This is a genomic window from Sphingomonas sp., assembly GCF_050725575.1.
In the GTDB taxonomy this organism is placed as follows: Bacteria; Pseudomonadota; Alphaproteobacteria; order Sphingomonadales; family Sphingomonadaceae; genus Sphingomonas.
Map to the genome: position 1 here is coordinate 1 of NZ_JBOHHW010000057.1, position 25,806 is coordinate 25,806.

The 25,806-nt window shown below is 64.7% G+C and carries 28 protein-coding genes; 14 read left to right on the forward strand and 14 right to left on the reverse strand.

Annotated features, from left to right (window positions below; genetic code table 11):
• Positions 1 to 924, reverse strand: a 924-nt coding sequence (locus tag ACRECS_RS23955; RefSeq protein WP_431585481.1) for a phytase, incomplete at its 3' end; no start/stop codon positions are given.
• 99 nt (positions 925 to 1,023) lie between these two features.
• Between ACRECS_RS23955 and ACRECS_RS23960 the strand changes: the two genes are divergently transcribed.
• Positions 1,024 to 3,300, forward strand: a complete 2,277-nt coding sequence (locus tag ACRECS_RS23960; protein WP_431585482.1) for a TonB-dependent receptor plug domain-containing protein — start codon at positions 1,024 to 1,026, stop codon at positions 3,298 to 3,300.
• 79 nt (positions 3,301 to 3,379) lie between these two features.
• Here ACRECS_RS23960 and ACRECS_RS23965 read toward each other — a convergent pair whose 3' ends face one another.
• On the reverse strand, positions 3,380 to 4,138 hold the full coding sequence (locus ACRECS_RS23965) for a hypothetical protein (RefSeq protein WP_431585483.1): 759 nt from the start codon (positions 4,136 to 4,138) through the stop codon (positions 3,380 to 3,382).
• Positions 4,139 to 4,232: 94 nt separating this feature from the next.
• Between ACRECS_RS23965 and ACRECS_RS23970 the strand changes: the two genes are divergently transcribed.
• Positions 4,233 to 4,682, forward strand: coding sequence for a MarR family winged helix-turn-helix transcriptional regulator (locus ACRECS_RS23970; RefSeq protein WP_431585484.1), 450 nt, complete (start codon positions 4,233 to 4,235; stop codon positions 4,680 to 4,682).
• Positions 4,679 to 5,944, forward strand: a complete 1,266-nt coding sequence (locus ACRECS_RS23975) for an MFS transporter (RefSeq protein ID WP_431585485.1) — start codon at positions 4,679 to 4,681, stop codon at positions 5,942 to 5,944. The genes ACRECS_RS23970 and ACRECS_RS23975 overlap by 4 nt, the downstream gene beginning before the upstream one ends.
• A gap of 382 nt (positions 5,945 to 6,326) precedes the next feature.
• Here the strand turns inward: ACRECS_RS23975 and ACRECS_RS23980 are convergent, their stop codons facing one another.
• From ACRECS_RS23980 to hflK, 5 genes are all read right to left on the reverse strand, one after another.
• Positions 6,327 to 7,559 carry a M20 metallopeptidase family protein gene (locus ACRECS_RS23980; RefSeq protein WP_431585486.1) on the reverse strand — a complete coding sequence of 411 codons (1,233 nt, stop codon included), beginning with the start codon at positions 7,557 to 7,559 and terminating at the stop codon, positions 6,327 to 6,329.
• A gap of 33 nt (positions 7,560 to 7,592) precedes the next feature.
• Positions 7,593 to 9,257, reverse strand: a complete 1,665-nt coding sequence (locus tag ACRECS_RS23985) for a helicase HerA-like domain-containing protein (protein WP_431585487.1) — start codon at positions 9,255 to 9,257, stop codon at positions 7,593 to 7,595.
• A 99-nt stretch (positions 9,258 to 9,356) separates the two neighbouring features.
• Positions 9,357 to 10,895: a Do family serine endopeptidase gene (locus ACRECS_RS23990; RefSeq protein ID WP_431585488.1), complete on the reverse strand. Its 1,539-nt coding sequence runs from the start codon at positions 10,893 to 10,895 to the stop codon at positions 9,357 to 9,359.
• Positions 10,896 to 11,028: 133 nt separating this feature from the next.
• Entirely contained in the window at positions 11,029 to 11,895 is an 867-nt protein-coding gene (gene hflC / locus ACRECS_RS23995; protein ID WP_431585489.1) for a protease modulator HflC, read from the reverse strand.
• Positions 11,892 to 13,049, reverse strand: coding sequence for a protease modulator HflK (gene hflK / locus ACRECS_RS24000; RefSeq protein ID WP_431585490.1), 1,158 nt, complete (start codon positions 13,047 to 13,049; stop codon positions 11,892 to 11,894). The genes hflC and hflK overlap by 4 nt, the downstream gene beginning before the upstream one ends.
• A 70-nt stretch (positions 13,050 to 13,119) precedes the next feature.
• Here hflK and ACRECS_RS24005 point away from each other — a divergent pair, with 70 nt between their 5' ends.
• Genes ACRECS_RS24005 through ACRECS_RS24020 form a run of 4 tightly spaced genes read left to right on the forward strand, consistent with a single transcriptional unit; the run spans position 13,120 to position 15,388 of the window.
• Positions 13,120 to 14,064: an Mrp/NBP35 family ATP-binding protein gene (locus tag ACRECS_RS24005; RefSeq protein ID WP_431585491.1), complete on the forward strand. Its 945-nt coding sequence runs from the start codon at positions 13,120 to 13,122 to the stop codon at positions 14,062 to 14,064.
• A gap of 1 nt (position 14,065) precedes the next feature.
• Entirely contained in the window at positions 14,066 to 14,494 is a 429-nt protein-coding gene (locus ACRECS_RS24010; RefSeq protein WP_431585492.1) for a CoA-binding protein, read from the forward strand.
• A gap of 58 nt (positions 14,495 to 14,552) precedes the next feature.
• Positions 14,553 to 14,921, forward strand: coding sequence for a hypothetical protein (locus ACRECS_RS24015; protein WP_431585493.1), 369 nt, complete (start codon positions 14,553 to 14,555; stop codon positions 14,919 to 14,921).
• The gene (locus tag ACRECS_RS24020; RefSeq protein WP_431585494.1) at positions 14,918 to 15,388 is read left to right on the forward strand and encodes a hypothetical protein; all 471 of its coding nucleotides are present in this window, start codon (positions 14,918 to 14,920) and stop codon (positions 15,386 to 15,388) included. Before ACRECS_RS24015 ends, ACRECS_RS24020 begins: the two co-directional genes overlap by 4 nt.
• 33 nt (positions 15,389 to 15,421) lie before the next feature.
• Here the strand turns inward: ACRECS_RS24020 and ACRECS_RS24025 are convergent, their stop codons facing one another.
• The 5 genes from ACRECS_RS24025 to ACRECS_RS24045 all read right to left on the reverse strand — a co-directional run bounded on the left by ACRECS_RS24025 (position 15,422) and on the right by ACRECS_RS24045 (position 20,151).
• On the reverse strand, positions 15,422 to 16,711 hold the full coding sequence (locus ACRECS_RS24025) for a homoserine dehydrogenase (RefSeq protein ID WP_431585495.1): 1,290 nt from the start codon (positions 16,709 to 16,711) through the stop codon (positions 15,422 to 15,424).
• A 339-nt stretch (positions 16,712 to 17,050) separates the two neighbouring features.
• Positions 17,051 to 17,470 carry a VOC family protein gene (locus ACRECS_RS24030; protein ID WP_431585496.1) on the reverse strand — a complete coding sequence of 140 codons (420 nt, stop codon included), beginning with the start codon at positions 17,468 to 17,470 and terminating at the stop codon, positions 17,051 to 17,053.
• Positions 17,471 to 17,538: 68 nt separating this feature from the next.
• Positions 17,539 to 18,405, reverse strand: a complete 867-nt coding sequence (locus tag ACRECS_RS24035) for a helix-turn-helix domain-containing protein (RefSeq protein WP_431585497.1) — start codon at positions 18,403 to 18,405, stop codon at positions 17,539 to 17,541.
• A 10-nt stretch (positions 18,406 to 18,415) separates the two neighbouring features.
• Positions 18,416 to 19,369 carry an isopenicillin N synthase family dioxygenase gene (locus tag ACRECS_RS24040; protein WP_431585498.1) on the reverse strand — a complete coding sequence of 318 codons (954 nt, stop codon included), beginning with the start codon at positions 19,367 to 19,369 and terminating at the stop codon, positions 18,416 to 18,418.
• A 71-nt stretch (positions 19,370 to 19,440) separates the two neighbouring features.
• Positions 19,441 to 20,151: a glutathione S-transferase family protein gene (locus tag ACRECS_RS24045; RefSeq protein WP_431585499.1), complete on the reverse strand. Its 711-nt coding sequence runs from the start codon at positions 20,149 to 20,151 to the stop codon at positions 19,441 to 19,443.
• 105 nt (positions 20,152 to 20,256) lie between these two features.
• Between ACRECS_RS24045 and ACRECS_RS24050 the strand changes: the two genes are divergently transcribed.
• Positions 20,257 to 20,625, forward strand: a complete 369-nt coding sequence (locus ACRECS_RS24050) for a winged helix-turn-helix transcriptional regulator (RefSeq protein WP_431585500.1) — start codon at positions 20,257 to 20,259, stop codon at positions 20,623 to 20,625.
• 24 nt (positions 20,626 to 20,649) lie between these two features.
• Here ACRECS_RS24050 and ACRECS_RS24055 read toward each other — a convergent pair whose 3' ends face one another.
• Both ACRECS_RS24055 and ACRECS_RS24060 read right to left on the reverse strand, forming a co-directional pair.
• Positions 20,650 to 21,177 (reverse strand): hypothetical protein, encoded by a 528-nt coding sequence (locus ACRECS_RS24055; protein WP_431585501.1) that lies wholly within the window; start codon positions 21,175 to 21,177, stop codon positions 20,650 to 20,652.
• An 80-nt stretch (positions 21,178 to 21,257) separates the two neighbouring features.
• Entirely contained in the window at positions 21,258 to 21,617 is a 360-nt protein-coding gene (locus ACRECS_RS24060; RefSeq protein ID WP_431585502.1) for a DUF3597 domain-containing protein, read from the reverse strand.
• A 133-nt stretch (positions 21,618 to 21,750) separates the two neighbouring features.
• Here ACRECS_RS24060 and ACRECS_RS24065 point away from each other — a divergent pair, with 133 nt between their 5' ends.
• The 6 genes from ACRECS_RS24065 to ACRECS_RS24090 all read left to right on the forward strand — a co-directional run bounded on the left by ACRECS_RS24065 (position 21,751) and on the right by ACRECS_RS24090 (position 25,805).
• The gene (locus ACRECS_RS24065; RefSeq protein ID WP_431585503.1) at positions 21,751 to 22,989 is read left to right on the forward strand and encodes a multidrug effflux MFS transporter; all 1,239 of its coding nucleotides are present in this window, start codon (positions 21,751 to 21,753) and stop codon (positions 22,987 to 22,989) included.
• Positions 22,990 to 23,084: 95 nt separating this feature from the next.
• Positions 23,085 to 23,417, forward strand: a complete 333-nt coding sequence (locus ACRECS_RS24070) for a DNA primase (RefSeq protein WP_431585517.1) — start codon at positions 23,085 to 23,087, stop codon at positions 23,415 to 23,417.
• 157 nt (positions 23,418 to 23,574) lie between these two features.
• A complete protein-coding gene (locus ACRECS_RS24075; RefSeq protein ID WP_431585504.1) occupies positions 23,575 to 24,171 on the forward strand; it encodes a YdeI/OmpD-associated family protein in 597 nt (198 codons plus the stop codon).
• A gap of 64 nt (positions 24,172 to 24,235) precedes the next feature.
• The gene (locus ACRECS_RS24080) at positions 24,236 to 24,679 is read left to right on the forward strand and encodes an ExbD/TolR family protein (protein ID WP_431585505.1); all 444 of its coding nucleotides are present in this window, start codon (positions 24,236 to 24,238) and stop codon (positions 24,677 to 24,679) included.
• A gap of 79 nt (positions 24,680 to 24,758) precedes the next feature.
• Positions 24,759 to 25,439 (forward strand): hypothetical protein, encoded by a 681-nt coding sequence (locus ACRECS_RS24085; RefSeq protein ID WP_431585506.1) that lies wholly within the window; start codon positions 24,759 to 24,761, stop codon positions 25,437 to 25,439.
• A 30-nt stretch (positions 25,440 to 25,469) separates the two neighbouring features.
• The gene (locus ACRECS_RS24090) at positions 25,470 to 25,805 is read left to right on the forward strand and encodes a DMT family protein (RefSeq protein ID WP_431585507.1); all 336 of its coding nucleotides are present in this window, start codon (positions 25,470 to 25,472) and stop codon (positions 25,803 to 25,805) included.
• Position 25,806 lies beyond the last annotated feature (1 nt).

Genomic DNA, 25,806 nt, shown 5'->3' on the forward strand with positions numbered 1-25,806 from the left:
GATCTCGATCCCGTCGGTTTCCTCGGTCGATCCAAAGGTGCCCGCTGCGATGCGGAAACGCCCGACATAGGCCTCGTCCGACAGGCGATAGACCGCATAGGCGTTGTCACCCTGGCTCGACACCACGACATAGCCATCGGCCACCGCCACGCCTTCGGCATCGGCGACGATCGCCTTGCCGTCGGCGGCGGCGACCTTGACTGGTTCGACCGGGCCGTCGGCACGCGCATCGAACCGCCACAGCCCGACATCCTCTTCCGCGACATAGAGCCGCGCGCTGGCCGGATCGACCGCACAGCCCTCCGATTGCGTGCCGAGCTTCATCGTCCGCACCAGCTTCCCCTGCGGTACCGCGCCGCTCAGGTCGATCGCGATCTGGCGGATCGTGCCGTCCTTCATCACCATGAAGGCATGGAGCGCATCGGCCGCGCGGTAGAGGCAGATGCCATAGGCCTCCCCCGCCCCGGCCGCGACCTTGCCCAGCGCGGTCAGCTTTGCGGCTGCGCCGTCAAGCGCGAACAGCGCGATCTGCGCATTGGCCAGATCATTGCGGTCGCTCGCCGCGACGATGATCCGCCCGCCCGGCACGACCGCCAGATCGACATTGTTGACCCGGCCGGCATCGACAAAGTCGCGCACTTTGCCGTCCAGGCCATAGACGTACAGCCCGGCCTTCTTGTCGGTGCCGACAATCAGGCTCGCCGCCGGATTGAGCGGGTTGCGCCAGATTGCCGGATCGTCCGCCGCATCGGCATTGGCGGTCGCCACCGCGTCGGTTTCGCCCGCCGCCTGCACGGTCTTCGCCGGCAAGGCATTGGCAATGCGCGTTTCCACCGGGATTTCGGCTGTCGCGCAGCCGCCAAGTAACAAAACCGTCACCAAAACTGTAACCGAAGTGAAACCGAGACTCCGCGACCCTGTCATAATCATTACCTACCTGCGCTGCCGAAGGGGCCCGTTGGCATGCAGCGTTTCCCCGGTCAATTTAAAACAGTCAATCCATAATATTCAACGGGGGCTATCATGATTGCTACACGGGTATTGCTTGCCGGATGCGCTTATTCTGCGCTGATGCTACCAATTTCTGCAACCGCGCAAGAACAGAATACCGGAGCTTCGGTCTCGCAGGAGCAGCCCGTTGCTGGCGATCAGGAGCGGCAGGCCAGCGATATCATCGTCAACGGCACGATTGTCTTCCGCAATCGGACCGAAGACCCCAATCCCGTGCTGTCCTACGATCTCGAATATTTCCAGCGCTTCGAGCCCGTCTCGGTCGGCGAGATGCTCAAGCGCGTGCCTGGCGTGACCTTCACCTCCGACGTGCTCGAATATGACGCGGTGCAGTTCCGCGGCCTGCCGCCCGGCTATACCCAGGTGCTGATCAACGGCCGCCGCGCGCCCGGTGGCGAGGCCGACCGGAGCTTCTTCGTCGACCGCATCCCGGCCGAGCTGGTCGAGAAGATCGAGATCGTCCGCTCGCCGCGCGCCGATCAGCCGAGCGAAGGCGTCGCCGGCACGCTCAACATCGTCACCAAGGAAGCCGCGACCTTCGAGGGCGGCTTCGCCAAGCTCGGCGCGCTGATCAACAAGGACGGCGCCATGCGCCCGTCGCTCGGCGCCGCTTATGCCGGCCGCATCGGCGAGAACACCTCCTATTGGGCCGCGCTCAACTATCAGGAACGCCGCAACGCCAAGAAGAAGGTGTCGCTGCGCTTCGACGATTTCACCACCGGCCCGCTCGACAATACCAACCCGGTATTCAAGGACACCGAGTTGCAGGACGACACGCGCGACGGCAGCGACCTGTCGGGCAGCGCCGAGATCCGCCACGATTTCGGCGGCAAGAGCTTCCTGCGCCTGCAGGGTTTCTTCGTCGATACCAATCGCGACGAGTTCGAACGGTCGATCACCTACAAGGGCAAGGCGCTGAACTTCGACGAAATCGAAACCCAGCATGAAGACATCAACCAGCAGACCTATGCGGTCAACGCCGATGGCGCCTTCGACATCGCCGGCGGCACGGTGGGCATAGCCGCCGGCTGGTCTGGCTATCGCGAGGATACCGATGTCCGCGTCGACAAGGGCGACACGATTCCCGAACTCGCGCTTGATGGCACCGAGAAGCTCAACATCAAGGATGACGAATATACCGGCACCCTCTCCTACGCGATCGGCGGCGACGCGCTGCGCTTCAAGGTCGGCATCGATTTGCTCGACAAGACGCGCAATGGCTCCAACCCGTCATTCGATGACGAGGGCGAGCTCGAGGCGCTCGCCGGATCGACCTTCAAGATCCGCGAAAAGCGCTACGACCCCTATGCGCGCCTGACCTTCGAGCCCAATGCGCTGCTCACCATCGACGCCGGTGTGCGCTACGAAATCACCCGCCGCAATGTCCGCAGCAGCCTGGTCGATACGGCCACGCTGACCGAAAGCGCGCGCTACAATACCGAATCGCTCAACCCGTCGCTGCATCTTCGTTACGCGCCCACCAGCGCCGATCAGTTCCGCGCCTCGATCGCCCGCACGGTCCGGCGCCCGAACTATGACCTGATCACGCCTTATGAACAGGAAGAAGAGCCGGTCGATGATAACGTCACGCGCGGCAATCCGCTGCTGCGCAACGAGCGGTCATGGGGCGTCGATGTCGGTTACGAACGCAAGCTCGGCCGCCAGGGCATTTTCGGGATCAATTTCTTCTATCGCAAGGTGACCGACGTTATCGAGACGGTCGACACGGGCAGGCAGAATGACGACGGCCTCGATATCCTCGAACCGCGCAACGTCGGCAACGGCAAGGTCTGGGGTGCCGAAATCGACTTCTCCGCACCGCTCGACGTGATCGGCCTGCCCGATACCGGCCTGTTCGCCAATTACACGTATCTCGACAGCTCGATCCGTGACCCTTTCACCGGCGAGAAGCGGCGATTCAACAACCAGCCGCACCATGTCTATAACGCCGGCTTCATCCACACATTGAAGAAACTCGACATGAGCTTCGGCGCGACGGTCTCGGGGCGCACCAAGGCAAGCGAATCCAATTTCGACGAGACGGTCGAGCTGACCTACGACCCCGATCTCGAGGCGTTCGTCGAAAGGCGGATCGGGAAGAATTTCGTGGTACGCTTCTCGGTGCAGGATATTCTGCGCCGCTCGAAGAAAGAGGCGTTCCTCAAATATGATGGCGATTCTTACCAGGAGATTCTCGACGCGCGCCGCGCCGGCGATGTCGACGAATTCGAGCTGGAGCGCGAAAATGCGGGCCCGCTGTACCAGGTGACGCTGCGCGCGGCATTCTGATGTCGGGAGGGGCGGTCCGCCGCCCCTCCTGCCTCGGGCGACGGCACGCCCGGCGCGGCGCGGGCCACGCAGTTATTACTTACCTTCCGAACCAGCGCGACAGCCGCAGCAACCGGCCTTTCCAGCCCGTTGGTCGAGGCGGTACCTGCATCATTCGCTCCTCGACCTCCGTCAGCTCCCGGGTAAACGCCCGCCAGTTCGGACGGGACATATCGTTGAAGAACCCGAACGGCTTTTGGCGCTCGATTTCCGCTATATGATCCTGATGCTTCCAGATGCGTGGCAGGTCTTTGGTGCGAGCAAACACGACCTGGCCAGTCTCTTCGCTCAGATACAGGAATCCGCCACACTGCATGATGAGGTCACGCATTCTCATATGATATTGCGCATCGATGATACCGTCACGATCATCAAAAGGGCCGCCATCTTCCGGCAGCTTCGATATCGCCCATTGCCAAACGTCACGTTCCCAGCCCTGAGGCCAGGACAAACGGGTATGTGTCTCCGATAGCGAGCTGATCATCCCCTTCAGGCGCCATTTGGGACTATTTTCATAGATCTCGAGATACTCATCATCCCACGCAATCCACCGCCCTATCAACGCCTTGGACTCGGGATCTTCTTTCACAGGCTTGAAGATAAATTCGATGCTCGACGCTCTGTGCGCTTCGATCCAGCCCCCTCCGGGAGGCAACACTCCTTTTTCGCGCAGATGCTCCACATGGTTCGCCGTCTCGACCGCCAGACGCCAGTACCGGAACATTGCACCAGGCCGGGCCTCCATCAATGCGAAGTCCGCCAGCGTTTCTGGATGGGGTTGGCCCGGGTCGAATGCCATGAACCGAGTCCTAGGGTCGAATTCTTAAGGGAGAACTATGATACGATGTCGCCCAAATTCACCTGTTGACCGCCGTCATTGATGCAAATACATCATGTATATGCATCACGAAAATTCGATCGCCGACGCGGCCTGCGCGTGCACCGCCTTGCGCAAGGCGTCGCGCGCCTTGTCCGGCGTCTATGACGCCGCACTGGCCGACACCGGCATAACCATCGCGCAATTCTCGATCCTGCGCCACATCTGGCGCGGCGGCGACATACCGCTCAGCCGGCTCGCCGAGCAGCTGGTGATGGACCGCACCTCGCTTTACCGCGCGCTGACCCCGCTGGAGCGGCATGGCTGGGTCTCGGTCGTCCCCGCCCCCGAAGGCCGGGCGAGGATCGCGTCGCTGACCGATGCCGGCCATGCCGCGATGCTGCGCGCCACCGGGCCATGGGAAGCGGCACAGACGCATATCCTTGGCGAGTTCGGCGTGGAGGACTGGCAGACACTCGAGACCATGCTGCGCACGCTCACCGCGATCGCCGGAGACGCAAGGTGACCACGATCCGCCTGCCCGCCCGCAGCTATGCCTATGTCGTCGTCGCGGTGACCTTCTTCGCGCTGCTCATCTCGGCCGGGCTGCGCTCAGCTCCCGGCGTGCTGATGGTCCCGCTTGAGGTCAATTTCGGCTGGGACCGCGCAACCATCTCCTTCTCGGCCGCGGTCGGCCTGTTGCTCTACGGGCTGGTCGGCCCGTTCGCGGCGGCACTGATGGTGTCGTTCGGGATCCGGCGCACCATGCTCGCCGGCCTCGCTTTGATGTCCGCCTCGACCTTTGCCAGCCTGTGGATGACGCTGCCCTGGCATTATGTGCTTAGCTGGGGCGTGATCTCCGGCGTCGGCAGCGGCGCGGTCGCCTCGGTGCTCGGCGCGGCGGTGGTCAATCGCTGGTTCGCCACGCGGCAGGGTCTGGTGATGGGCCTGCTCAGCGCGAGCACCGCGACCGGCGCGCTCGTCTTCCTGCCGCTGCTCGCCTGGCTCGCGCGTGAGGGCGCGTGGCGGCCGGTGGTGATGGCGGTGAGTATCGCCTGCCTCGCGCTGATCCCGCTGGTCGCCTGGATCGTGCCGGAACGGCCCGGCGATGTCGGCACGCGCCGCTTCGGCGAGACCGACGAGAGCGAACCGCCTCCGCCGCTCAAACAGGCCGCCTCGCCGATGCTTGCCTTCGCGGCCTTGTTCCGCGCGGCGAAGCAGCCAGTGTTCTGGCTGCTGTTCGGCACCTTCTTCGTCTGCGGCCTGACCACCAACGGGCTGATCGGCACGCACATGATCGCCTTTTGCGGCGACCACGGTATCGCGCCGATCGCCGCGGCCGGCCTGTTGTCGATGATGGGGCTGTTCGACCTGGTCGGCACCACCGCTTCGGGCTGGCTCACCGACCGCTATGACCCACGCAAATTGCTGTTCGTCTATTACGGCTTGCGCGGCCTCTCGCTGCTCGCTTTGCCCTTTCTCGATTTCAGCCCGGCGAGCCTGACTGTCTTCGCGATCTTCTTTGGCCTCGACTGGATCGCGACCGTGCCGCCGACGGTGAAGCTCGCCAACCTCTCCTTCGGCGAGCGCGAGGCACCGATCGTGTTCGGCTGGGTCCTGGTCGGGCATCAGCTCGGCGCGGCCACCGCCGCGTTCGGCGCCGGCGTGATCCGCGAACAGACCGGCAGCTATACGATCGCCTTCGTAATCGCCGGCGCCTTCGCGCTGCTCGCCTCGGTGGCGATCATTGGATTAGGCGCAAAACGTCCGGTAATGGCCACCGCGTGACGCCGCCTTTCTTGTGAAATGATTCAACTCGCGAGCCAGTTCATGCAGCGTCACGCGCACAAGGCTCCGACCCGCTCTTTCTCATCTTGAAGACTCACAGCCGACGGCGATTTCGCCGCCGCTCCCTGTTATCTCCCTGTTATCTCCCTGTTATCTCCCTGTTATCTCCCTGTTATCTCCCTGTTATCTCCCTGTTATCTCCCTGATACTCCCTGTTACGGCCCGCAAATCTCCCTGTTATCGATAACAGGGAGAATGGACATAACACATTGAAATAATAGCGCGAATCCACGCCCAAACGCGCTTTATCCGCCTCAAAAAAATATAATGCCGAATAACAGCGAGAAACAGGGAGAATCACGCCGGAACAGGGAGCGCCCGCTCAATCGAACCCGCCGTTCAGGAACCGCTCGGCCAGCGCACAGTGCATCGCCACACCCAGCGCCATCGCCTCCTCGCGGATCGTCATCCTGGTATTGTGCAGCGGCGGATTGGTACGTGCATCGCTGCCCTCCGGCGCAACGCCGATGAACGCCATCGCGCCGGGCACGTCGCGCAGCACATAGGCGAAATCCTCCGCGCCCATCATCGGCGCCGGCATCACCTGCCATGCCTGATCGCCGCCCAGCGAGACTGCGCAGGATCGCATCAGTTCAGTCGCGCGTGCATCGTTCACCGTCACCGGATAGCCCGGATCGATATGTGCCACGCCGGTCGCGCCGTGCGCTGCGGCGATGTTCTCGACGATGCGCACGAACCCCTCGCGCATTGTCGCCCGGGTCCGCTCCGACAGAGTGCGCAGCGTGCCGAGCATCGTCGCTTCGCCCGGGATGATGTTGTGCGCGCTGCCGGCATTGATCTTGGCGATGGTCAGCACCGCCGGGTCGCTGACCGGGATCTGCCGCGCGATGAAGGTCTGCAGCGCGGTGACGATCTCGCACGCGACCGGGATCGGGTCGATACAGTCGTGCGGCATCGCCGCATGGCCGCCGCGCCCGGTGATCGTCGCGGTCAGCGTGTCGGTCGAGGCAAGCAGCGCGCCGGTGCGGCTGACGATCGTACCGGCCGGGATATTGGGCGAGATGTGCAGCGCAAACGCTGCCTCGGGCCGGGGATCGTCGAGCAGCCCGTCCTCGATCATGAAGCGCGCGCCGTGATGCCCCTCCTCGCCCGGCTGGAACATGAACACGATCGTGCCGGGCAAGCTGTCGCGCCGCGCGCACAGCGCCCGGGCAGCGCCGACCAGCATCGCGGTATGCGCGTCATGGCCACAGGCATGCATTGCGCCGGCGACCTTGCTCGCGAAGGGCAACCCGGTCTCTTCCTGCATCGGCAGCGCGTCATGGTCGCCGCGCAGCAGCACGGTGCGGCCATTGCTCCCCGCACCGCGATCGGCGCCGCCGCGCAGGATCGCGACAAAGCCGGTGGTCGATCCGCCTTCACGGATCTCAAGCGGCAGGCCGGCCAGTGCCGCCCGGATCTTGTCGGCGGTGCGCGGGCAGTGCAGCCCGATCTCGGGATCGGCATGGATCGCGCGGCGCAGTTCGACCACATCGGCCAGCTCGGCCTCGCCGACCGCGCCCCAGTCAGTGGCGGTGTCGCTGGTGAAGTCCATCATCTCTTCCTTCGTAATTCGTTCGAGGGCCGGTCAGCGCCCCCTGAACAATCCGCCGAGCACGCCGCGCACCAGCCCGCCGACAATGCTCGATCCCGCGCCGCGCGAACTGCCAAACACCGCTTTCGATACCTCGTTGGCGACCGAACGGCCGACCGCGGACGAGGCGCTGCGCGTCGCCGAGGTGATTGCGCGGTTCCACGGCGAATTGGCCGCCTCGCGCTCGGCCTGTTTCTCCGCCTGCGCCTGGAGCCGCGCCTGACGGTCCGCCTCGCGCTGGTCGGCGAGGCGCTGGCGCTCCGCCTCACGTGCCAGCCGCGCATCTTCCTTGGCCTGCACCGCTGCCGCCTTGGCCGCATCGGTATCGGCCTTGGCTTCCGCCGCGGCAGCACTCGCTTCGGTCGCCTTGACCGCCAGCAGTTCCTCGGCGGATTCGCGGTCGACCAACGTGTCGTATTTGGTGCCGATTGGATCGGTCTGGACCAGCACGCCGCGCTCGACCGGCGTAACCGGCCCGACGCGCGAACAGGGCGGCTTGATCAGCGTGCGCTCGACCGGGGATGGCGACCCATCGGGCAGCAGCAGCGATACAAGAGCCTCGCCGACCTTCAACTCGGTGATCGCGGTGGCGACATCCACGCCGGGATTGGCACGGAAGGTGGTCGCGGCCGACTTGACCGCCGCCTGGTCGCGCGGCGTAAAGGCGCGCAGCGCATGCTGCACGCGGTTGCCGAGCTGCCCCGCCACGGTATCGGGGATGTCGATCGGGTTCTGGGTGATGAAATAGACGCCGACGCCCTTCGACCGGATCAGGCGCACGACCTGTTCGATCTTCTCGAGCAGCGCCTTGGGCGCTTCGTCGAACAGCAGATGCGCTTCGTCAAAGAAGAAACACAGGGTCGGCTTGTCCGGGTCGCCGACCTCGGGAAGATGCTCGAACAGCTCGCTCATCAGCCACAGCAGGAAGGTCGAATAGAGCTTCGGGCTCGCCATCAGCTTGTCGGCGGCGAGGATGTTGACGATCCCCCTGCCCTTGTCGTCAACACCGATGAAATCGTCCATGTCGAGCGCTGGTTCGCCAAAGAAATGCTCGCCGCCCTGACTGCGCAGCTGGAGCAGCGAGCGCTGGATCGTGCCGACGCTCTGCTTCGAGACATTGCCGTACGTGGTGGTCAGCTCATCCGCCCGCTCGGCGCAGTGTGCGAGCATCGCCTGCAGATCGTCGAGGTCGAGCAGCAACAGCCCGTCCTTGTCGGCGACATGGAAGGCGATGGTCAGCACGCCTTCCTGCACTTCGTTCAGGTCCATCAGCCGCGCCAGCAGCAATGGCCCCATCTCGCTGATGGTGGTGCGGATCGGATGGCCCTGTTCGCCGTATAGATCCCAGAACTGCACTGGATTGTCGGCATAGGCCCAGCCGGTATAGCCGATCTCCTTCGCCCGCGCGGCGAAGATCTCGTGCGTCTTGGTCGTCGGGGAGCCGGCCATCGCCAGGCCCGACAGGTCGCCCTTCACATCGGCGACGAAGCACGGCACGCCGCGCTGCGAAAAGCCCTCGATGATGCCCTGCAGGGTGACGGTCTTCCCGGTGCCGGTCGCACCCGCGATCAGGCCGTGACGATTGGCGCGCTTCAGCTCGAGTTGCTGGGGATGCTCGCCGCCGGGGCCGCTGCCGATGAAGATAGGTCCGTCCGTCATGATCGCTCCTCGAACTAGGCCAGCGACTATTGCGCGTTTGCCCGTGAGGGGAAAGACGGGAAAGCCTCCCCGGGATGGCCCGGGGAGGGTTTTCTCGATTTAGTTCTTGATCTTCACCGGGACGAAGTTGGTCTGACGCCCGCGGGTGACCAGCAGCAACACCTGCGGCCGGCCCAGCGTCGATGCCTGCGCGACTTGCGCCGCCAGTTCGGCGGAGCTGCGCACCGGCACATTGTTGACCGACTGAATCACGTCGCCGCGCTTCAGCTTCTGGCCCGCATCGGTTGCCGGGCTGGCCGAGGCGATGACCACGCCCTGGATCGTAGCTTCGACTCCGATCGAACGCGCGATCGGCGGGGTCAGGGGAACCACGTTCAGGCCTAGCGGCGCGGCCACCGGCGCCTGAACGCCGGGACCATCGTCTTCATCGGGCAGGCCATCGGTGCCGCCGCCCGCGATCGCTGCGAGCTGATCCTCGGTTGGCCGGTTGGCGGCCGTGATCGACAGCTTGGTCGGCTTGCCCTGGCGAATGACATCGAGCCGCGCAGCCTGACCCGGTGTGACATTGGCGATCAGATACGACAGCGTCTGGTCGGGCGTCACGGCCTTGTCGTTGACGCGGACGACCACGTCGCCGGCCTTCAGTCCACCCTTGGCAGCCGGACCATCAGGCTCGACCCGGGCGATCAGTTCGCCCTGTCCCTTTGGCAGGCCAAGTGCCGCGCCGACATTCTCGTCGACCGGGCCGCCAATGCTGACGCCGATATAGCCACGCTTGATCGCGCTGCCCTTCATCAGCGTGTTGATCACCGGCTGCGCCTCTTCCGCGGGGATGGCGAACCCGATGCCGACATTGCCGCCGGTTTCGGACAGAATCTGCGAATTGATGCCGATCACATTGCCCGACAGGTCGAACATCGGACCACCCGAATTGCCGCGATTGATCGCCGCATCGGTCTGGATGAAGCGGTCATAGGCGCCGCCCGAACCAGTCACGCGGTGCAGCGCCGACACGATACCGGCGGTCACGGTCGAGCCGAGCCCGAACGGATTGCCGATCGCGACGACCCAGTCACCAACCCGTGCCTTGGCCGAATCGCCGAACTTCACGAAGGGCAGGTTGGCACCTTCGATCTTGAGCACCGCGAGATCCGACGCCGGATCGCGGCCGATCAGCTTGGCGACATATTCCTTGCGGTCGGGCATGATCACCTTGATCGATTCGACCGTCGCGCCCTTGGCGCCCGGCGCGATCACGTGATTGTTGGTCACGACATAGCCGTCGGGCGAGATGATGAAGCCCGAACCCAGCGACTGCGCCTCGCGCGTGATCGGCGCGCCACCTTGACCCTGGCCCTGGCCGAACTGACCGAAGAAGTCACCGAGCGGTGTGCCTTCGAACGGATTAGCGCTTTGCTGCTGCGTGATTTTCTGAGTCGTCGAGATGTTGACGACCGCAGGCTGGAGCCGTGCGACCATATCGGCGAAGCTCATCGGCGCGCCCGGTTTGGGGGCGGTCGCCTCGATCACGCCGGGCTCGTTCTGCGCGGTCTGCGCAGAGGCCATCGGCTGGAACATCATGGTCGCGGCAGTGCCGCTCAGCAGCAGGGCACCGGTGATGGCGTAAGCGTAACGCACGTGAATCATTTCCTCTCGATTGCCGGTCGGCAAGATCCCGTTTTTGGGGCCCTAAATCTGAACGGCGATTGAATATGAATATATTGACAGTTTCCGGGGCAGTTTCCGGGGCGGTTGCCGGAAGAGCTTTGGATTAGCGGCCACTGCCCTGGAATTCCTTCAGATATTCGTTGTTCGGCGACAGGATCAACGACGTCTCTCCGCGCGGCCTGCCGTCATTAAGGACTCCGAAGGTATAACGATAAGACTGCATCGCACGATAGAAAGCGTAGAAGTCCGGATCCTTGTTGAACGCTTCGGCATAGATTTTGGCTGCATTGGCATCGGCCTCGGCGCGAATGATCTGCGCCTGCTTCTGACCTAGCGCGCTGATCGTCGCCACTTCCTGCTGGCGCGCGGTCTTCATGCGTTCAAGTGCGCTGTTGAGCGGGCTGCCGTCCGGCAGGTCGGCGCGCTTGATGCGGACATCGACGATCTGCACGCCATATTGTGTCGCCTGGCGCTGCAACCCGGCCTGGATATTATCCATCACCTGGCCGCGCTCCGGGCTCAGCAACGCCGCGAAGGGCCGCTTGCCGAGTTCGTTGCGAAGTGCCGAGCCAAGCAACGGGCGCAGCTGGTCGCCGACCCGTTCCTCGCTGCCGGCAGTCACCACCATGCGCAGCGGATCGACCACGCGGAAGCGCGCATAGGCGTCGACCGAAAGACGGAGCTGATCGGTCGACAACACCTGGGTATTGTCGAGATCGACGTCGAGCACGCGCTTGTCGACCCAGACGAGACGGTCGATGAACGGCACGCGCAGCACGAGGCCGGCACCGGTCCGGCCGAACGGCTGGTTGGGCTGCCAGCGGTTGATCGTGCGCACCGGGTTTTCGAAGCGCAGGATCACCGCCTGCTTGGTTTCTGGAACGATCGCGACGGTGCTCGCGACCAGGATCAGCAGGATCAGCGCGAGAAAGCCGAGGACGATCGGGTTACGATACAGGGAACCGCTCATTGGCTGCCTCCGGTCGCTGGTGCCGCCTGGGCGGCGGGCGCCGTGGTCTGGGGTTCGGGCAGGCGACGCGTGCCTCCCGGGATCGGCAGATAGGGAACCACGCCGGGTGCCTCGATGATCGTCTTGTCGCTCTTGGCCAGCACATTCTCCATCGTCTCGTAATACATGCGTCGACGCGTCACCTCGGGGGCAAGCTTGTACTGGGCGTAGACCTTGTCGAACGAGGTCGCCTCACCCTGCGCCTGGGCCAGCATCTGCTGCGCATAACCGCGCGCCAGGTTGATATTGCCCTGCGCTGCCTGCTGCGCTGCCGACACCGCTTTGAAATCCTCCGAGACGGCTGCCGGGGGCTGTGCCTGTTTGATCGCCACGCCCTGGATGCGGATGCCGGCATTATAGTCGTTGAGCACGGTCTGCATCAGTTCCTGCACGCGGCCCTCGATCGCACCGCGGCCGGCGCCGATCGCTTCGTCCAGCGTGGTCGTCGCCATCACCGCACGCATCGCGCTTTCCGCCGTGGCACGGACGGTTTCCTGCTGGTTGCGGATCTGGAAGCTGTAATCCTGCGGGTTCGACACGTCCCAGCGCACCGAATAGGCCAGGTCGATGATGTTCTGGTCGCCGGTCAGCACGAGATTCTCGCCGCCCGACCCTTCCGGGAAATCGTCCAGCCTGATCTTCTGCACATCGACCTTGGTGACCGAGGCGATCGGCGCTGGCAGGGTCATGCGAATGCCGGGCTCAAGCGTGCCGGCATAGCGGCCGAACCAGGTGACCACGCCGCGCTGCTGCGGGCCGATCTGATGAATGCTGGTGAACAGGACCCAGACCAGCACGATCAGGCCGACGCCGAGCCCCCATAGGGTGCCCGCACCTGGTGAACCGGGAATGCGCGGGCGTCCGCCGCCAAAGCCACCGCCACCGCCGCTGCCCTTGGCGCGCTTGAGGAATTCGTCGAGTGCGGTCGGCTTCGGACCACGCGCGCCGCCGGGGGGTACGGACCAGGGATTGCGCGGGCCGCCATCGCCACCGGAGCCGCCCCCGGTGTTGCCCCCCGTGTTGCCATTGTCGCCGCCCGACCCGCCCCATGGGCTTTTCGGGCGGTCGGAATTGAAGATGGTGAAACGCTGCAGCCAGCCGGAAAGGATCGTCATAACGTCTTTATAGGTGTGTGAGCGCGGAAAAACAGTGGCAAGCGCCGTTAACGCTCCTATCTCGCCGACAATGACCCAAGAAGACACGCTTGACGCCGCCCTGCGCCCCGTCGCGGGCGAGCGCGCCACCGCCCGCATCGATGGCGATCGCGCCAGCATCATCCTCGACGTCACCGGCCTGGATCAGCCGTCGCGCGACGAGCTGGAACGCCGCGTGCGCGTCGCCGCCGAGAGCGTGGCGGGGATCGCCACGGTGCGAATCGCCCAGACCAGCCAGCGTATCGTCCGAACGCTGATTGCGGTCGCGAGCGGCAAGGGCGGCGTCGGCAAATCGACCGTCTCGGCCAGCCTGGCGATCGGGCTGCATCGGCTCGGCCGCAAGGTCGGGCTGGTCGATGCCGATATCTATGGCCCGTCACAGCCCAAGCTGATGGGCGTCGAGGGATCCAAGCCCACTGCGCGTGACAAGGTGCTGCAGCCGGTGCCCACGCCGCACGGCGTGCCGATGCTCTCGATGGGTCAGCTCGTCGCCCCCGATCAGGCGATCGCGTGGCGCGGCCCGATGATCGCCGGCGCGCTCGGCCAGATGCTCGACGGCAATTGGGCCGCGCAGGACACGCTGGTGATCGACCTGCCGCCCGGCACCGGCGACGTGCAACTGACCATGGTGCAAAAATATCGCCCAAGCGGCGCGGTGATCGTCTCCACGCCGCAGGACCTGGCCCTGATCGATGCGCGCCGCGCGATCGACCTGTTCGTCAAGGCGGGCGTGCCGATCATCGGGCTGATCGAGAATATGGCCGGCTATGCCTGCCCGTCCTGCGGCGAAATCTCCGACCCGTTCGGCCGCGGCGGCGCCGAGGCGGCAGCGGCGGAGCTGGGCATCCCGTTTCTCGGGCGCATTCCGCTCGATATCGCGATCCGCACCGCCTCCGATGCGGGGAACGCCGGTGAGACCAACGCGTTTGCCGAGGTGAGCCAGCGCGTGTTCGACTGGATTCCCAAAGGAGGCTGACGTGCCGCTGACTCATGACGAGGACATCAAGGCATTGCTTGAGGAAACGCGGACCATCGCGCTGATCGGCGCCTCGGACCGGCCGAATCGTCCGTCCTACGGTGTGATGGCAATGCTGCAGGGCCATGGCTACCGTGTCATCCCGGTCAATCCGCAGATCACCGGCGAGCATATCCATGGCGAGTTCGTGTTCCGCGAACTCGCCCAGCTCGGCGATCCGATCGACCTGGTCGACATCTTTCGCAACTCGGCCGCCGCCGGCGAAGCAGTCGATCAGGCGATCGCGGTCGGTGCGAAAGCGGTGTGGATGCAGCTTGGCGTGATCAACGAAGAAGCCGCTGCGCGGGCCGAAGCGGCAGGGCTGAAAGTGGTGATGGACCGCTGCCCGGCGATCGAGATTCCCCGGCTCGGCGTCGCCCGGCGCGATTGACGCCGATCCGGCTTGCGTCCGAGCCGGCGGCGTGCATTCTGCGCGCTGGCCGGAGGCGATGTCGATGCTGGGCGCGCTGTTGTTGATTCTCATCCAGGCGAGCCCGGTTGAAGCCGCGCCCGACGGCACGGCGCTTGAGCAGTATCGCGCGCTGACCGCCGTCGGCCCGCGCTGCGCCGCCTCGACAGATCCGGACGAGATATTGGTGTGCGATCGCCGCCGCGCTGATCTTTACCGCGTGCCGCTGATCCTGCCCGATCCCGGCGATCCCAAGAACGAGGGCGTGCCGGCCGAGCGCGAACGGCTGCTCGCGCGCAGCAACAATTGCGCGGAGAAATCGAGCTTCCTCGTCGGATGCGGCATGGCCGGGGTCTCGGTCGGCACGCGCGGCGTGCAGCTCGGCGGCGAACGGCCGATCGCGCCATGATCCTGCTCGCACTCCTGCTTCAGGCAGCCCCCGGCCCGGAAAAGCCGCCCGCCGGGGACGCCCCGCAACGCTGGTCGATTCTGGTACCAGTCGCGAACGAACCTTGTCGCCCCGCGGCGACGGGTGACGACATCCTGGTTTGCGCCGATCCGCTGCCCAACCAACGCCTGCCGCTTCCCAATGAGGCCGTTCCCGACGGCCCTCGCCCGTCCAACCCCAATCGCACCGGCGTGGGCGCGCTGGCGGCAAGCGCTGCGCCCTGCGCCACGCAAATGGGTGGCTGCACCGTCGGCTTCGGGCCGCCAATCATACCGATGGTGCAAGGCTTGGTCGGGCTCGCCAAGGGCGCGCTCGCCAAACACCCGGACAAGTCAGGCCGCATCCCCATTCCGCTCGATGATCTGCCCCCTCCTGCCAAAGCGAACACCGGAGAAAAAAACGACGCGACGAAACCGGACGGTGGCTGAGGCGATACAGCTTGGAACGAGCAGGAAAGCGTCTCAGCTGAGGATGTGCATCCAGATCGGCTGACCGACCAGGCTCTGCGATCCGCGCAGCTTTTCCAGCGCCTGGGCGACGCTGCGTTCCGGCCCCTCATGCGTCACGATCGCGACGAGCACACTGCCATCGGGCATTGCGCCGCGCTGGATCAGGCTTTCGATCGACACGCCGGCATCGCGCATCGCCGCGGCGATCTCCGCCAGCACGCCGACCTTGTCGGTCACGGTGAAGCGCACATAAGCGCGCGCACGGCGATCGCCGCTATCGGCTGGTGCATGCGAGGCAAGCGCGTCGGCGGGCATGGCAAAGGCCGGCCCGAATTCGCCGCGCGCGATATCGATCAGATCCGCGACCACCGCCGAGGCGGTCGGGCCATCGCCCGCGCCGGCGCCCTGGAACAGCAGGCGGCCGACGAAATTCCCCTCCGCCACCACGGCATTGGTTGCCCCGGTAACATGAGCGAGCGGATGACTGACCGGCACGAGATGCGGGTGCACGCGCTGGAACAGGCCGTGCGGGCCATCCTCCGCAAAACCGAGCAAGCGGATGCGATAGCCGAGTGCTGCCGCCTCGGCGATATCGGCAGCGATGATGTGGCGGATGCCGCTCGCCACCACATCGCCAAATGCCGGCTGAGTGCCGAAGGCGATGCTGGAAAGGATCGACAGCTTGTGCGCGGCATCGATGCCGTCGATGTCAAAGGTCGGATCGGATTCGGCAAAACCGAGCGCCTGCGCCTCGGCCAGCACCTCGGCAAAGTCGCGGCCTTCGGCCTCCATCTTGCTGAGGATGAAATTGCAGGTGCCGTTGAGGATGCCATAGACGCGCGCGATTTCATTCGCGGCCGCCCCCTCGCGCAGGCCCTTGATCACTGGAATGCCGCCCGCGACCGCCGCTTCGAACTTCAGCGCCGCGCCGGCCTTTTCGGCGGCGCGGGCGAGTTCGAGGCCGTGATGCGCGATCATCGCCTTGTTGGCGGTGACGAAACCTTTGCCCGCCGCGAGAGTCGAGCGCGCCAGCGCCAGAGCGGGGCCGTCGGATCCGCCGATCAGTTCGACCACCACATCGGCATTTTCATGATGCGCAAGCGTGGTCGTGTCGTCGACCCAGGCGAAGCGCGACAGATCGACGCCGCGATCCTTGGCGCGGTCGCGCGCGGAAATGGCCACGATCTCGATCGGCCGACCGGCGCGACGCGCGATCAGCGCATTGTTCGCATCGATCAGCCGAATCACGCCCCCGCCGACAGTGCCGAGTCCGGCGAGAGCGATACGTAGCGGTTTGGTCATTTGGGCCACCCTTTCCGGGCGCGGCCTAGCCGATCTTTCCGGCAAGGCAAGCCATGGTCGCATGACCATTGCGCTGGAGGCCGCGAAGCGATGCCGTTTTTTTCCGACAATCAAAAAGAGCGCGCCGGAATAAGTCCGGCCAAGGATGCCATGATCGCTTCTGTGCCATGGTTGAATCGCCACCCGCGACAGGACTGCGGGAGACAGGACCGAGGCGAGCGGCGGGAGATATGGGACACCGGTTGTGTCACATCTTTTTCCGCCATCGCCCCGGCGATTAACTCATATATTCATTATATATCAAATACTTAATCTGTATCTGATTAGACGTGCGATGCTCTAGGTGACCGCCCATGGATCATAGCTGCCGAAGCTCCAGACATTGCCTTCGACATCGCGTGCCGAATAACCGCGCCCGCCATAATCCTGGTCGACCGGCTCGAGGAAGATTTCCGCCCCCGCCGCACGGGCGCGATCGGCATGCGCATCGACATCGGCGACGATCAGGTAGAGCGACATGGTCGCGCCGCCGGCCTGAGCGACAGTGGTGATTCGTCCGCCATGCACGAACGGGCTGTCGACGACCGAAGACAGCATGATCATCCGGTCCTCCCACAGCAACTGGGCATGGTGGATGATCGCCGGGTCCTCGTCATCGGCAAACACCGCATGACGCGTGAAACCGAACGCGTCGCACAGAAAGTCGATCGCGCGTGCCGCATCGGCATAGCGCAGATTGGGAATCAGTTCGTGTCGCATGACAGGCTCCTCGGGTTGTTCCGACGGGCTAGCGCGTCCGGCCACGACCGTATTGGATCAAACACACCTCAATGCTCGATCAGCCCGCCGCCTGCTCCGGCAAGGCGTGCGACGAAAGCACTGGGCGTGATCCCGGCAAATTCGCGGAACTCGCGGATCAGATGCGATTGATCGCAATAACCGATATCATGCGCCAGCCCGGCCCAGTCCGGCTCGGGCGCCGCGCTGACGATGCTGGTGACGCGGTGGAAGCGCAACACGCGGCGAAAGCTGCGCGGGCCAATCCCGACCGTGTCGCGAACGCGGTCGGCGAGATGCTTGCGGCTCCAGCCGACCTGGTCGGCAACGGTGCGCAGATCGAGATCGGGACGCTGGCTCACCAAAGCGATGGCGTGGTCATCGATCGCCGCGATCGGCCGGGTTTGCGTGATTCGTGCGATCAGCGCCGCGTCGAGCAACGCGATCCGCTCGTCACCCGAGCGGGCCTCGACCAGTTCGGCACCGAGCCGCCGTGCTGCGACGCCAAGCACCGCATCGAGTGGCACGACCCGGTCAAGCAGCAAATGCATCGGCAGCCCGAGCAGGCGTCGCAACGTGGTGAGCGGCAGGAAGACATGCATGCCGCGCTGCGTGCCGTTCGATTGCGACAAGGCCGGCCGAAGATGGATCCCTCCCACAAAGGCCTCGCCCGTGCCGAGGTCGAGAATCTGGCCGTCGCCGCCGACAATGGTGATCGGATCGCCGAGATTGACGATCATCACACCGTCGCCATGCGGCAGTTCGCGGCGCGCGGTGAAGCCACCAGTGCGCTCGGCATAGTCGCAATAACCGTGAATCAGCCCGGCGAGCGCCGCCGGCGGCGCGATATGCGCCATGCTCCAGGCATTGACGCCGTCGTCATGCGCATCGAGCCGGGTCAGGCGCGCGTCAGGCACCTGACGCCGCTCATTTCTTGACCAGGCCGATCTCGACCAGCCGCTCGTGCAGATAGTCGTGCGCCGTGATCGGGGTCGGGTAGCGATTGGGATGATCCGCATCGATGCAGCCCGGCAGCGTCTCGATCAGGAAATCGGGCGCGGGATGCAGGAAGAAGGGCATCGAGTAACGCGACACGCCGCGCCGCTCGGGTGGCGGGTTGACCACGCGGTGCGTGGTCGAGGGCAGAACATGGTTGGTCAGCCGCTGCAGCATGTCGCCGACATTGACCACCATCGCACCTTCGGGCGGCTTGATCGCGAGCCATTTGCCGTCGCGGTCGAGCAGCTCAAGCCCTGCCTCCTCCGCGCCGAGCAGCAGCGTGATGAGGTTGATGTCCTCATGCGCGCCGGCGCGCACGCCTTCGGCATCGAGCGCGATCGGCGGATAATGCAGCAGGCGCAGCACGGAATTGCCGTCGCCGACGGCATGGTCGAACCAGTTGGGCGCAAGGCCGAGATGGCGCGCGATCGCCGACAACAGCCGGTCGCCGGCGCGGTCGAACGCCTCGAACAGCTCGAGGAACACCGGCTTGAAGCCAGCCGGCTCGGTCGGCCAGATATTGGGCGACATTTGCGCGGCGAAGCGGTGCCCCGCGGGCAGTTCGCGGCCGACATGCCAGAATTCCTTGAGGTCGACCTGGCTCGCGCCCTTGGCGATCTCGGTCTTGAACGGCGTATAGCCGCGTGCGCCGCCGCCGCCCGGCGTGTGATAGGCGCGCTTCTCCGCCTCGGGCAGCTCGAACAATTTCCTGGTTTCGGCCCAGGCGCGCTCGATCAGATCGGCGGGAATGCCGTGATCGGCGATCACCGCGAAGCCGAAACGCTCGAACGATCCGCCAAGGGCTGCGGCAAAGGCGTTGGGGTCGGCCGCTTCGTCATTGAGCGAGAGCGCGGGCACCTGAGCGGCGGGAGTATCGAGCATGGCTGTTCGTCCATATGGGGCTTCAATCGACCTAGATAACAAGCCCAACGCCGAACGAACAGTCCGGCTCCTTAAACGGCTCCGCCGAAGCGCTCGATCACCTCGCCAAGCGGTACCTGCCCGAGCATGACTCCAGTACCGACGGGGCTTTCCCCATCCTCGATCGCCAAGGCGAAGCGCACCGCGGGCAAGGCCTCGATCCGGCCACGCAATGCCGCCAGTCGCGGATAATCCGCCGGGTCGACGGCCTGATGATATTCGGCCCAGCGCGCCACGCCGACCAGCACCAGATCGGCCAGGGTCGGCCGATCGCCGGCGAGAAACGGCGTGTCGCCAAGCGCCGCCTCCAGCTTGGCATGGCGGTTGGCGACTGCCTCTCTTCCGTAACGACGCAGCGCGGTCTGAAAGTCCGGCTCGGGCGGGCTCATTTCGAGCGCGGCCCATAACGGGCTGAACGCGCCGGTGAAGCCGCTGTTGATGAAGCCGACCCATTGATGCAGGCGATCGGCCCCGGCCGTACCGGCGACAAAGCTGATCCGCCGCTCCATATCGCGCGCCTCGATCCAGGCCGCGATCGCCATGGTTTCGGTCAAGATCCGCCCGTCATCGGTGATCAGGACCGGAGTCTCCTGCCGCGGGTTGAGGCGTGCATAGCTGTCGTTCTTCATATCGGCGAGCATGTCGACACGAGTGAGGCGATAGGGCTGGCCGAGCAATTCAAACGCGGCGACAAGCCCCATCGAGCTTCCCAGCGGGAAGCCATAGACGAGTATCGGTTCCATTGGCTGTTCCTGATGTGGAGGTACGTCGCTGCGCAGCGAGGCTTGATCTAGGCGCTCAGGGGCCCAAGTAAATTACGCACAATTTTGTAACCAGACGGAGCGCTCATGAAAACTGTCGTCTCACGCTGCCCAATCGCGGGGGCGATGCAGGTGCTGAGCGGTCGCTGGCCCACATTGCTGCTCTATTATCTGAAGGAAGGCACCAAGCGGTTCAGCGATTTGCAGCGCGACAATCCGACTGTGTCGCACCGCATCCTTTCGCTTGAGCTGCGCAAACTGGAGGCGGCCGGGATCGTGCGCCGTACCGAGCATGAGGGATATCCGCTGCGCGTCGATTATGCCCTGACTGAGGCCGGGTGGCGGCTGGTGCCGCTGATCGACGCGATCGGCGCATGGTGGGCGGATCTGGAACCAAGCCGCACCCCGTCGGCCCCGGCGGCGTTGCCGGAGCCGGACCTGGTTCGCGCCGATTAAATTTTTTGCCCCGGCCGGGCGGAATCACTTCTGGTCGCTGAGGATGATCGTGCCCCTGGCATGATCGGCACCCACCGGCGCCAGTTCGAGCTTGAAGGGCTTATTGTCGTCGGTAGTGCCGGTCAGTCCGGCGCCATCCACCTTCACCTTGAAGCCGGCATCCCCGTTGAGCCGCTGCAGGAACCAATCCTGTACCGCCTTGGGCGTGGCGGGGCTGTCGAAGCTAATCCGGACATTCCCCGAATCCTTCCCGCTATTGCCGCCGTCCCGCGTATCGATGTTCATCGTGGAAATGGTCGATCCGGGATAGAGTTTGACGCCGTTGAGATCGAAATCCCCGGCATCGAGCTTCATCTTCGGCAGGCTGATCTTGCCGGAAAAACCCGGGACGTTGACCGACATCTGGCCATTCTTGTCGACCCCGGCAACCATGTTGCCGTCCGAATCGACCGCGTTGATCGTGATCGAGGTGCCTTCACCGCTGGAGTCGCAGGCGGCCAGCGGCCCAACCAGCAACGGGGCGAGAATCAGCGCAACGACAAGACGAAGCATGGCGGGCCTCCAAGAGTGTTATACCAAAGCAACACACTACAAGCCCGCCATGATGTTCGTCAAGTTTTGGCGTCAAGCGATTAGCCGAGCAACCGCTCCATGGTCTTTTCGTGCAGCCAGATATTCATTGTCGCGCTGTCGTTCTGGTCGCCGGTATAGCCGAGTTCGGTGGCGAGCTTCTTGCGCGCATCAAGGCTCGAATCGAGCCCCAGCGCCTTCATCAGATCAACGATCGAGGTCTTGTAGTTGAGCGTTTCGCCGCGTGCGGCCGCGCGGTCGGCCAGTACCGCCTCGATCGCTTCGCGGCTCGGGGCAGGCTTGGCGGCGGGCGGTGGCGGCGGGGCTGCGGCTGCCGGTGCTGCAGGGGCGGCAGGCGCGGCTGCCGCTGGCGCCTCGTCATGACCGAAAATGGCGTCCTTGATTGCGCCGAATATGCTCATGTCCGTTTCCTCCTTGAGGACCGTCAGGATGGCCCTGGCGGCCTGATACCATAATCATCGGCACGGCGCGCCGGTTCCGTGGAGGGGCGATCGGGGGGTGACCTGCTGTGCTGCATCTGCGAAGGGCAGCCGCATGGACGCGACTCAACCCGGCCCCGAAACACGTCAGCACGACACGCCGCCCCTCGGTTTCCGCGAATTCGTCGCGCTGATCGCGGCGTTGATGGCGCTGACCGCGCTCGGCATCGATTCGATGCTGCCGGCGCTTCCGGCGATTGGCCGCTCGCTCGACATCGTGACCGACAATGAGCGCCAGTTCGTCATCACCGTCTTCCTGATCGGTTTCGGCGTCGCGCAGCTGGTCCATGGCCCGCTCGCCGATCGCTATGGCCGCAAGCCGGTGCTGGGCGCGGCGCTCGCCGCCTATGTCATCGCCAATGTGGTCGCAGCTTATTCGGGCAGCTTCATGCTGTTGCTGATCGCGCGCTTCGTCGGCGGGACGGCGATCGCCGCGTCGCGCGTGGTGACGATCGCGCTGGTGCGCGACTGCTATTCCGGCCGGGCGATGGCGCGGGTGATGAGCCTCGCCTTCATCGTCTTCATGGCCGCGCCGGTGATCGCCCCGACTTTCGGCCAGGGGGTCCTGCTGGTCGGCAGCTGGCGACTGATCTTCTGGGGCATCGCCGCGGTCAGCGCCGCGATCCTGTTGTGGTTCTGGTGGCGGATGCCCGAGACGCTGCACGAGGAAGACCGCATGCCGCTGTCGGCAGGACGGCTGTTCGACGGCTTCCGGCTGGCAATCACCGACCGCTGGTCGATCGGCTATACGCTTGCCTCGACCGCGCTGCTCGGCGGGCTCTATGGCTATATCAACTCGATCCAGCAGATCCTGTTCGACACGTTTCACCGGCCCGACCTGCTTGTCATCGTCTTTGCGGTAACGGCGGGGACGATGGCGGTCGCCAATCTGCTCAATTCGCGCATCGTGATGCGGGTCGGCACGCGGCGCATTTCGCACACCGCGCTGACCGTGCTGATCCTGCTCGCCGGCACGCATCTGGCGATCGCCTGGGCAGGATATGAATCGCTGTGGAGCTTTGCCGTCCTGCAGGCGCTGATGATGGGCTGTTTCGGCCTGGCCACCGCCAATTTCGGCGCGATGGCGATGGAGAATATGGGCCATATCGCCGGCACCGCATCGAGCGTGCAGGGTTTCATCACCGTCACCGCGGGTGCGCTGATCGGCGCGCTGATCGGGCAGAGTTTCGACGGCACGACCGTGCCGCTCTATCTCGGCTTCTTTACCGCCGGGCTGGTTGCGCTGGTCATCGTCGCGATCGTCGAGCGCGGGCGGCTGTTTCGACCCACCTGAAAAGGTGTTTGTCGCGCCGCGATGGAACTCTCGCCCCTGCCCCGCCGTTCGAAACCCAACCGGCTATCGCGCCGGACGGGAGAGCAGAAATGACGATGGGCGGCTATCAGGTGCCGGGCGAAGGCACCGGCGATGACGGGTTCGAAGAGGAAGGCTATGACGAGAGCCAGCGCGCCGAGATCCTGGAGGTCACGCGCGACGGGCCAACCGACGGCACGATCCTGACCGACCTGATGCCCGATACCGGCGATGACGAGGATGATGACGATCTCGAAATGAGCAGCGACGAAATCGGCGACGACGATGACGAGGATGTCACCGACGAAGACGATGATGACGAGGACGATCTGCAGGAAGATTTCGACGATGACGCGCTCGACGATGACGACGAGCTGACCGATGCCGACGACGCCGCGCTGAAACCCTGAGTCTGCGAAACCCTGAGTCTGCGAAACCTTGAGTCTGCCGCGCGCTGAAAAGTCCGTCCCGAAATGCGCCCGACGGCGCTCCGCGAAGCCGCGAGGCGTTGCGGATTGACCGCACCCGCGTCGTCGGTCCAGCATAGGCGTGCAACAGGAGCACGTCATGCCGACCGATCCCCGCGTCGATGCCTATATCGCCGCCTGCGCCCCCTTCGCGCCGCCCATCCTCATCTGGTGCCGCAAGCGGCTACATGCCGTGCTGCCGGAGGTGGAGGAGACGATCAAATGGGGCATGCCGAGCTTCATCTATCACGGCAAACCGCTCGCCGGGATGGCCGCGTTCAAGGCGCATGCGAGTTTCGGTTTCTGGAAACGGGAGGCGCTCGCCACCGGGCGCGAGGGCGAGGCGATGGGCCAGTTCGGCAAGCTCGCCACGATCGGCGACCTGCCCGATGAAGTCGCGTTCGATGCGATGATCCGCGAGGCCGCGGCGCTGATCGATGCGGGTGCCGGCGGACGGACCCGCGCCGCACGGCCGCCCAAGCCCGAGGCGGAGGTCCCCGACGAACTCGTCGAGGCGCTGGCTGATGACGACCTTGCCGCTGCGACCTTCGCCAATTTCCCGCCAAGCTCCCGTCGCGAATATTGCGAATGGATCGGTGACGCGAAGCGCCCCGAAACCAGGGCAAAGCGCGTTGCCGAAGCGATCGGATGGCTACGCGACGGCAAGCGCCGCAACTGGAAATACGAGAGCTGCTGAAGCCCCTTGCGGACAGATTGAATCATGTTACGTTGTAACATCTTTTGTCTGACAGGAGGTTGCCATGGCTGCTCGTGCGATAAAATATGGTCCGGCTCGCAGTGAAAATACCGAGCCTTTTTCCGACCTCAACATCACGCCGCTGATCGATGTGCTACTCGTCCTGCTGGTGATGATGATCCTGACCATCCCGATCATGACGCACAAGGTGCCGGTCGATCTGCCTCCGCAGGGTCCCGTTAAAGACCCCCTGACGGCGGCCATCCACCGCATCGATCTCAATGCCAATGGCTCGCTTGCCTGGGACGGTGCGCCGATCGCCGACGCGGCGCTGCCGGCGCGGCTCGCCGGATTCATGAAGGAAGACAATGCCCAATTGCAGATCCGTGCCGCCGCCACCGCGCGGTATGAGCGGTTCGACCAGACGCTGGCGACGATCAAGCGTGCCGGCGTGACCCGGCTCGGCTTTGTCGGCAACGAGCGTTACGCAAAGTTCGGCGACCTCTGAATTCGGCGCTTTTCCACGGAACTGGGAGGGATTGATCTGCGTTAAGACGATTCCTTTCCAGACCATGACGAGGCCCGCCATGCGCCTGATTTTCGCCTTGCCCTTGTTGCTGGCCGGGTGTGCGCCAGACACCCCGCCCACCGGCAACGCGGTCGATATCAACTCGGCCGCCAATCAGGCGCAGAACAGTATCGACAGCTATGCCGCCAATGCGACCGACGAGACATCGAACCTGACGACCGAGGCACCGGGGTCAATCCCGGCGCCGGCCGCCACGCCCGACGCTGCGGTCGAGCCGCTTAATCCGCCGGCCCCGGGCGAGCCTGGCGGCCTGCCCGATGATCGCACGCCAGTGTCCGAAGCGCCCTTACCCCCCGACAGCGCGCAGGGCGCGGCCAATGTCGTGCAGACCTATTACGCGCTGCTCGGCGAGGGAAAGTACCGCCAGGCCTGGGCCTTGTGGGACGATGGCGGCAAGGCATCGGGCATGGGCGCCGATGCCTTTGCCGCGAGCTTCGCCAAATATAGCGAATATCACGCCAATATCGGTGCGCCGGGCGATGTCGATGCGGGCGCGGGCCAGCGTTACGTCACCGTGCCGGTGCAAATCTATGGCCGGCTGAAGGCCGGCGCGAAGCCGGTCTATATGCTCGGCAAGGTGACGCTCCACCGGGTGGGCGATATCGACGGTGCGACCGCAGCACAAAAAAGCTGGCATATCAGGAGCGCTGAACTCAAGCCCACACCCAGAGCCGGGTGATTCCCGCCGGCGCGCCGGAGACCTGATGCGATGCCGACGATCCTGCTGCTGGTCGCGTCCAATATCTTCATGACCATTGCCTGGTACTGGCATCTGAAGGGCGGGATGGAGAAACCCTTGTTGCTGGTCATCCTGATCAGCTGGGGCGTGGCGCTATTCGAATATTGCCTCGCCGTGCCAGCCAACCGGATCGGCTATGCCGCGGGCTGGAGCGGCGGGCAGTTGAAAGTGACGCAGGAAGCGATCGCGCTGCTCATCTTCGGCATCTTCATGGTGACGGTGCTGGGCGAGCCGGTCAGCTGGCGCCATCTCGGCGCTTTGGTGTGCCTGGTCGGTGCAGTCGCCTTCCTGTTCGCAGGGAAATAGC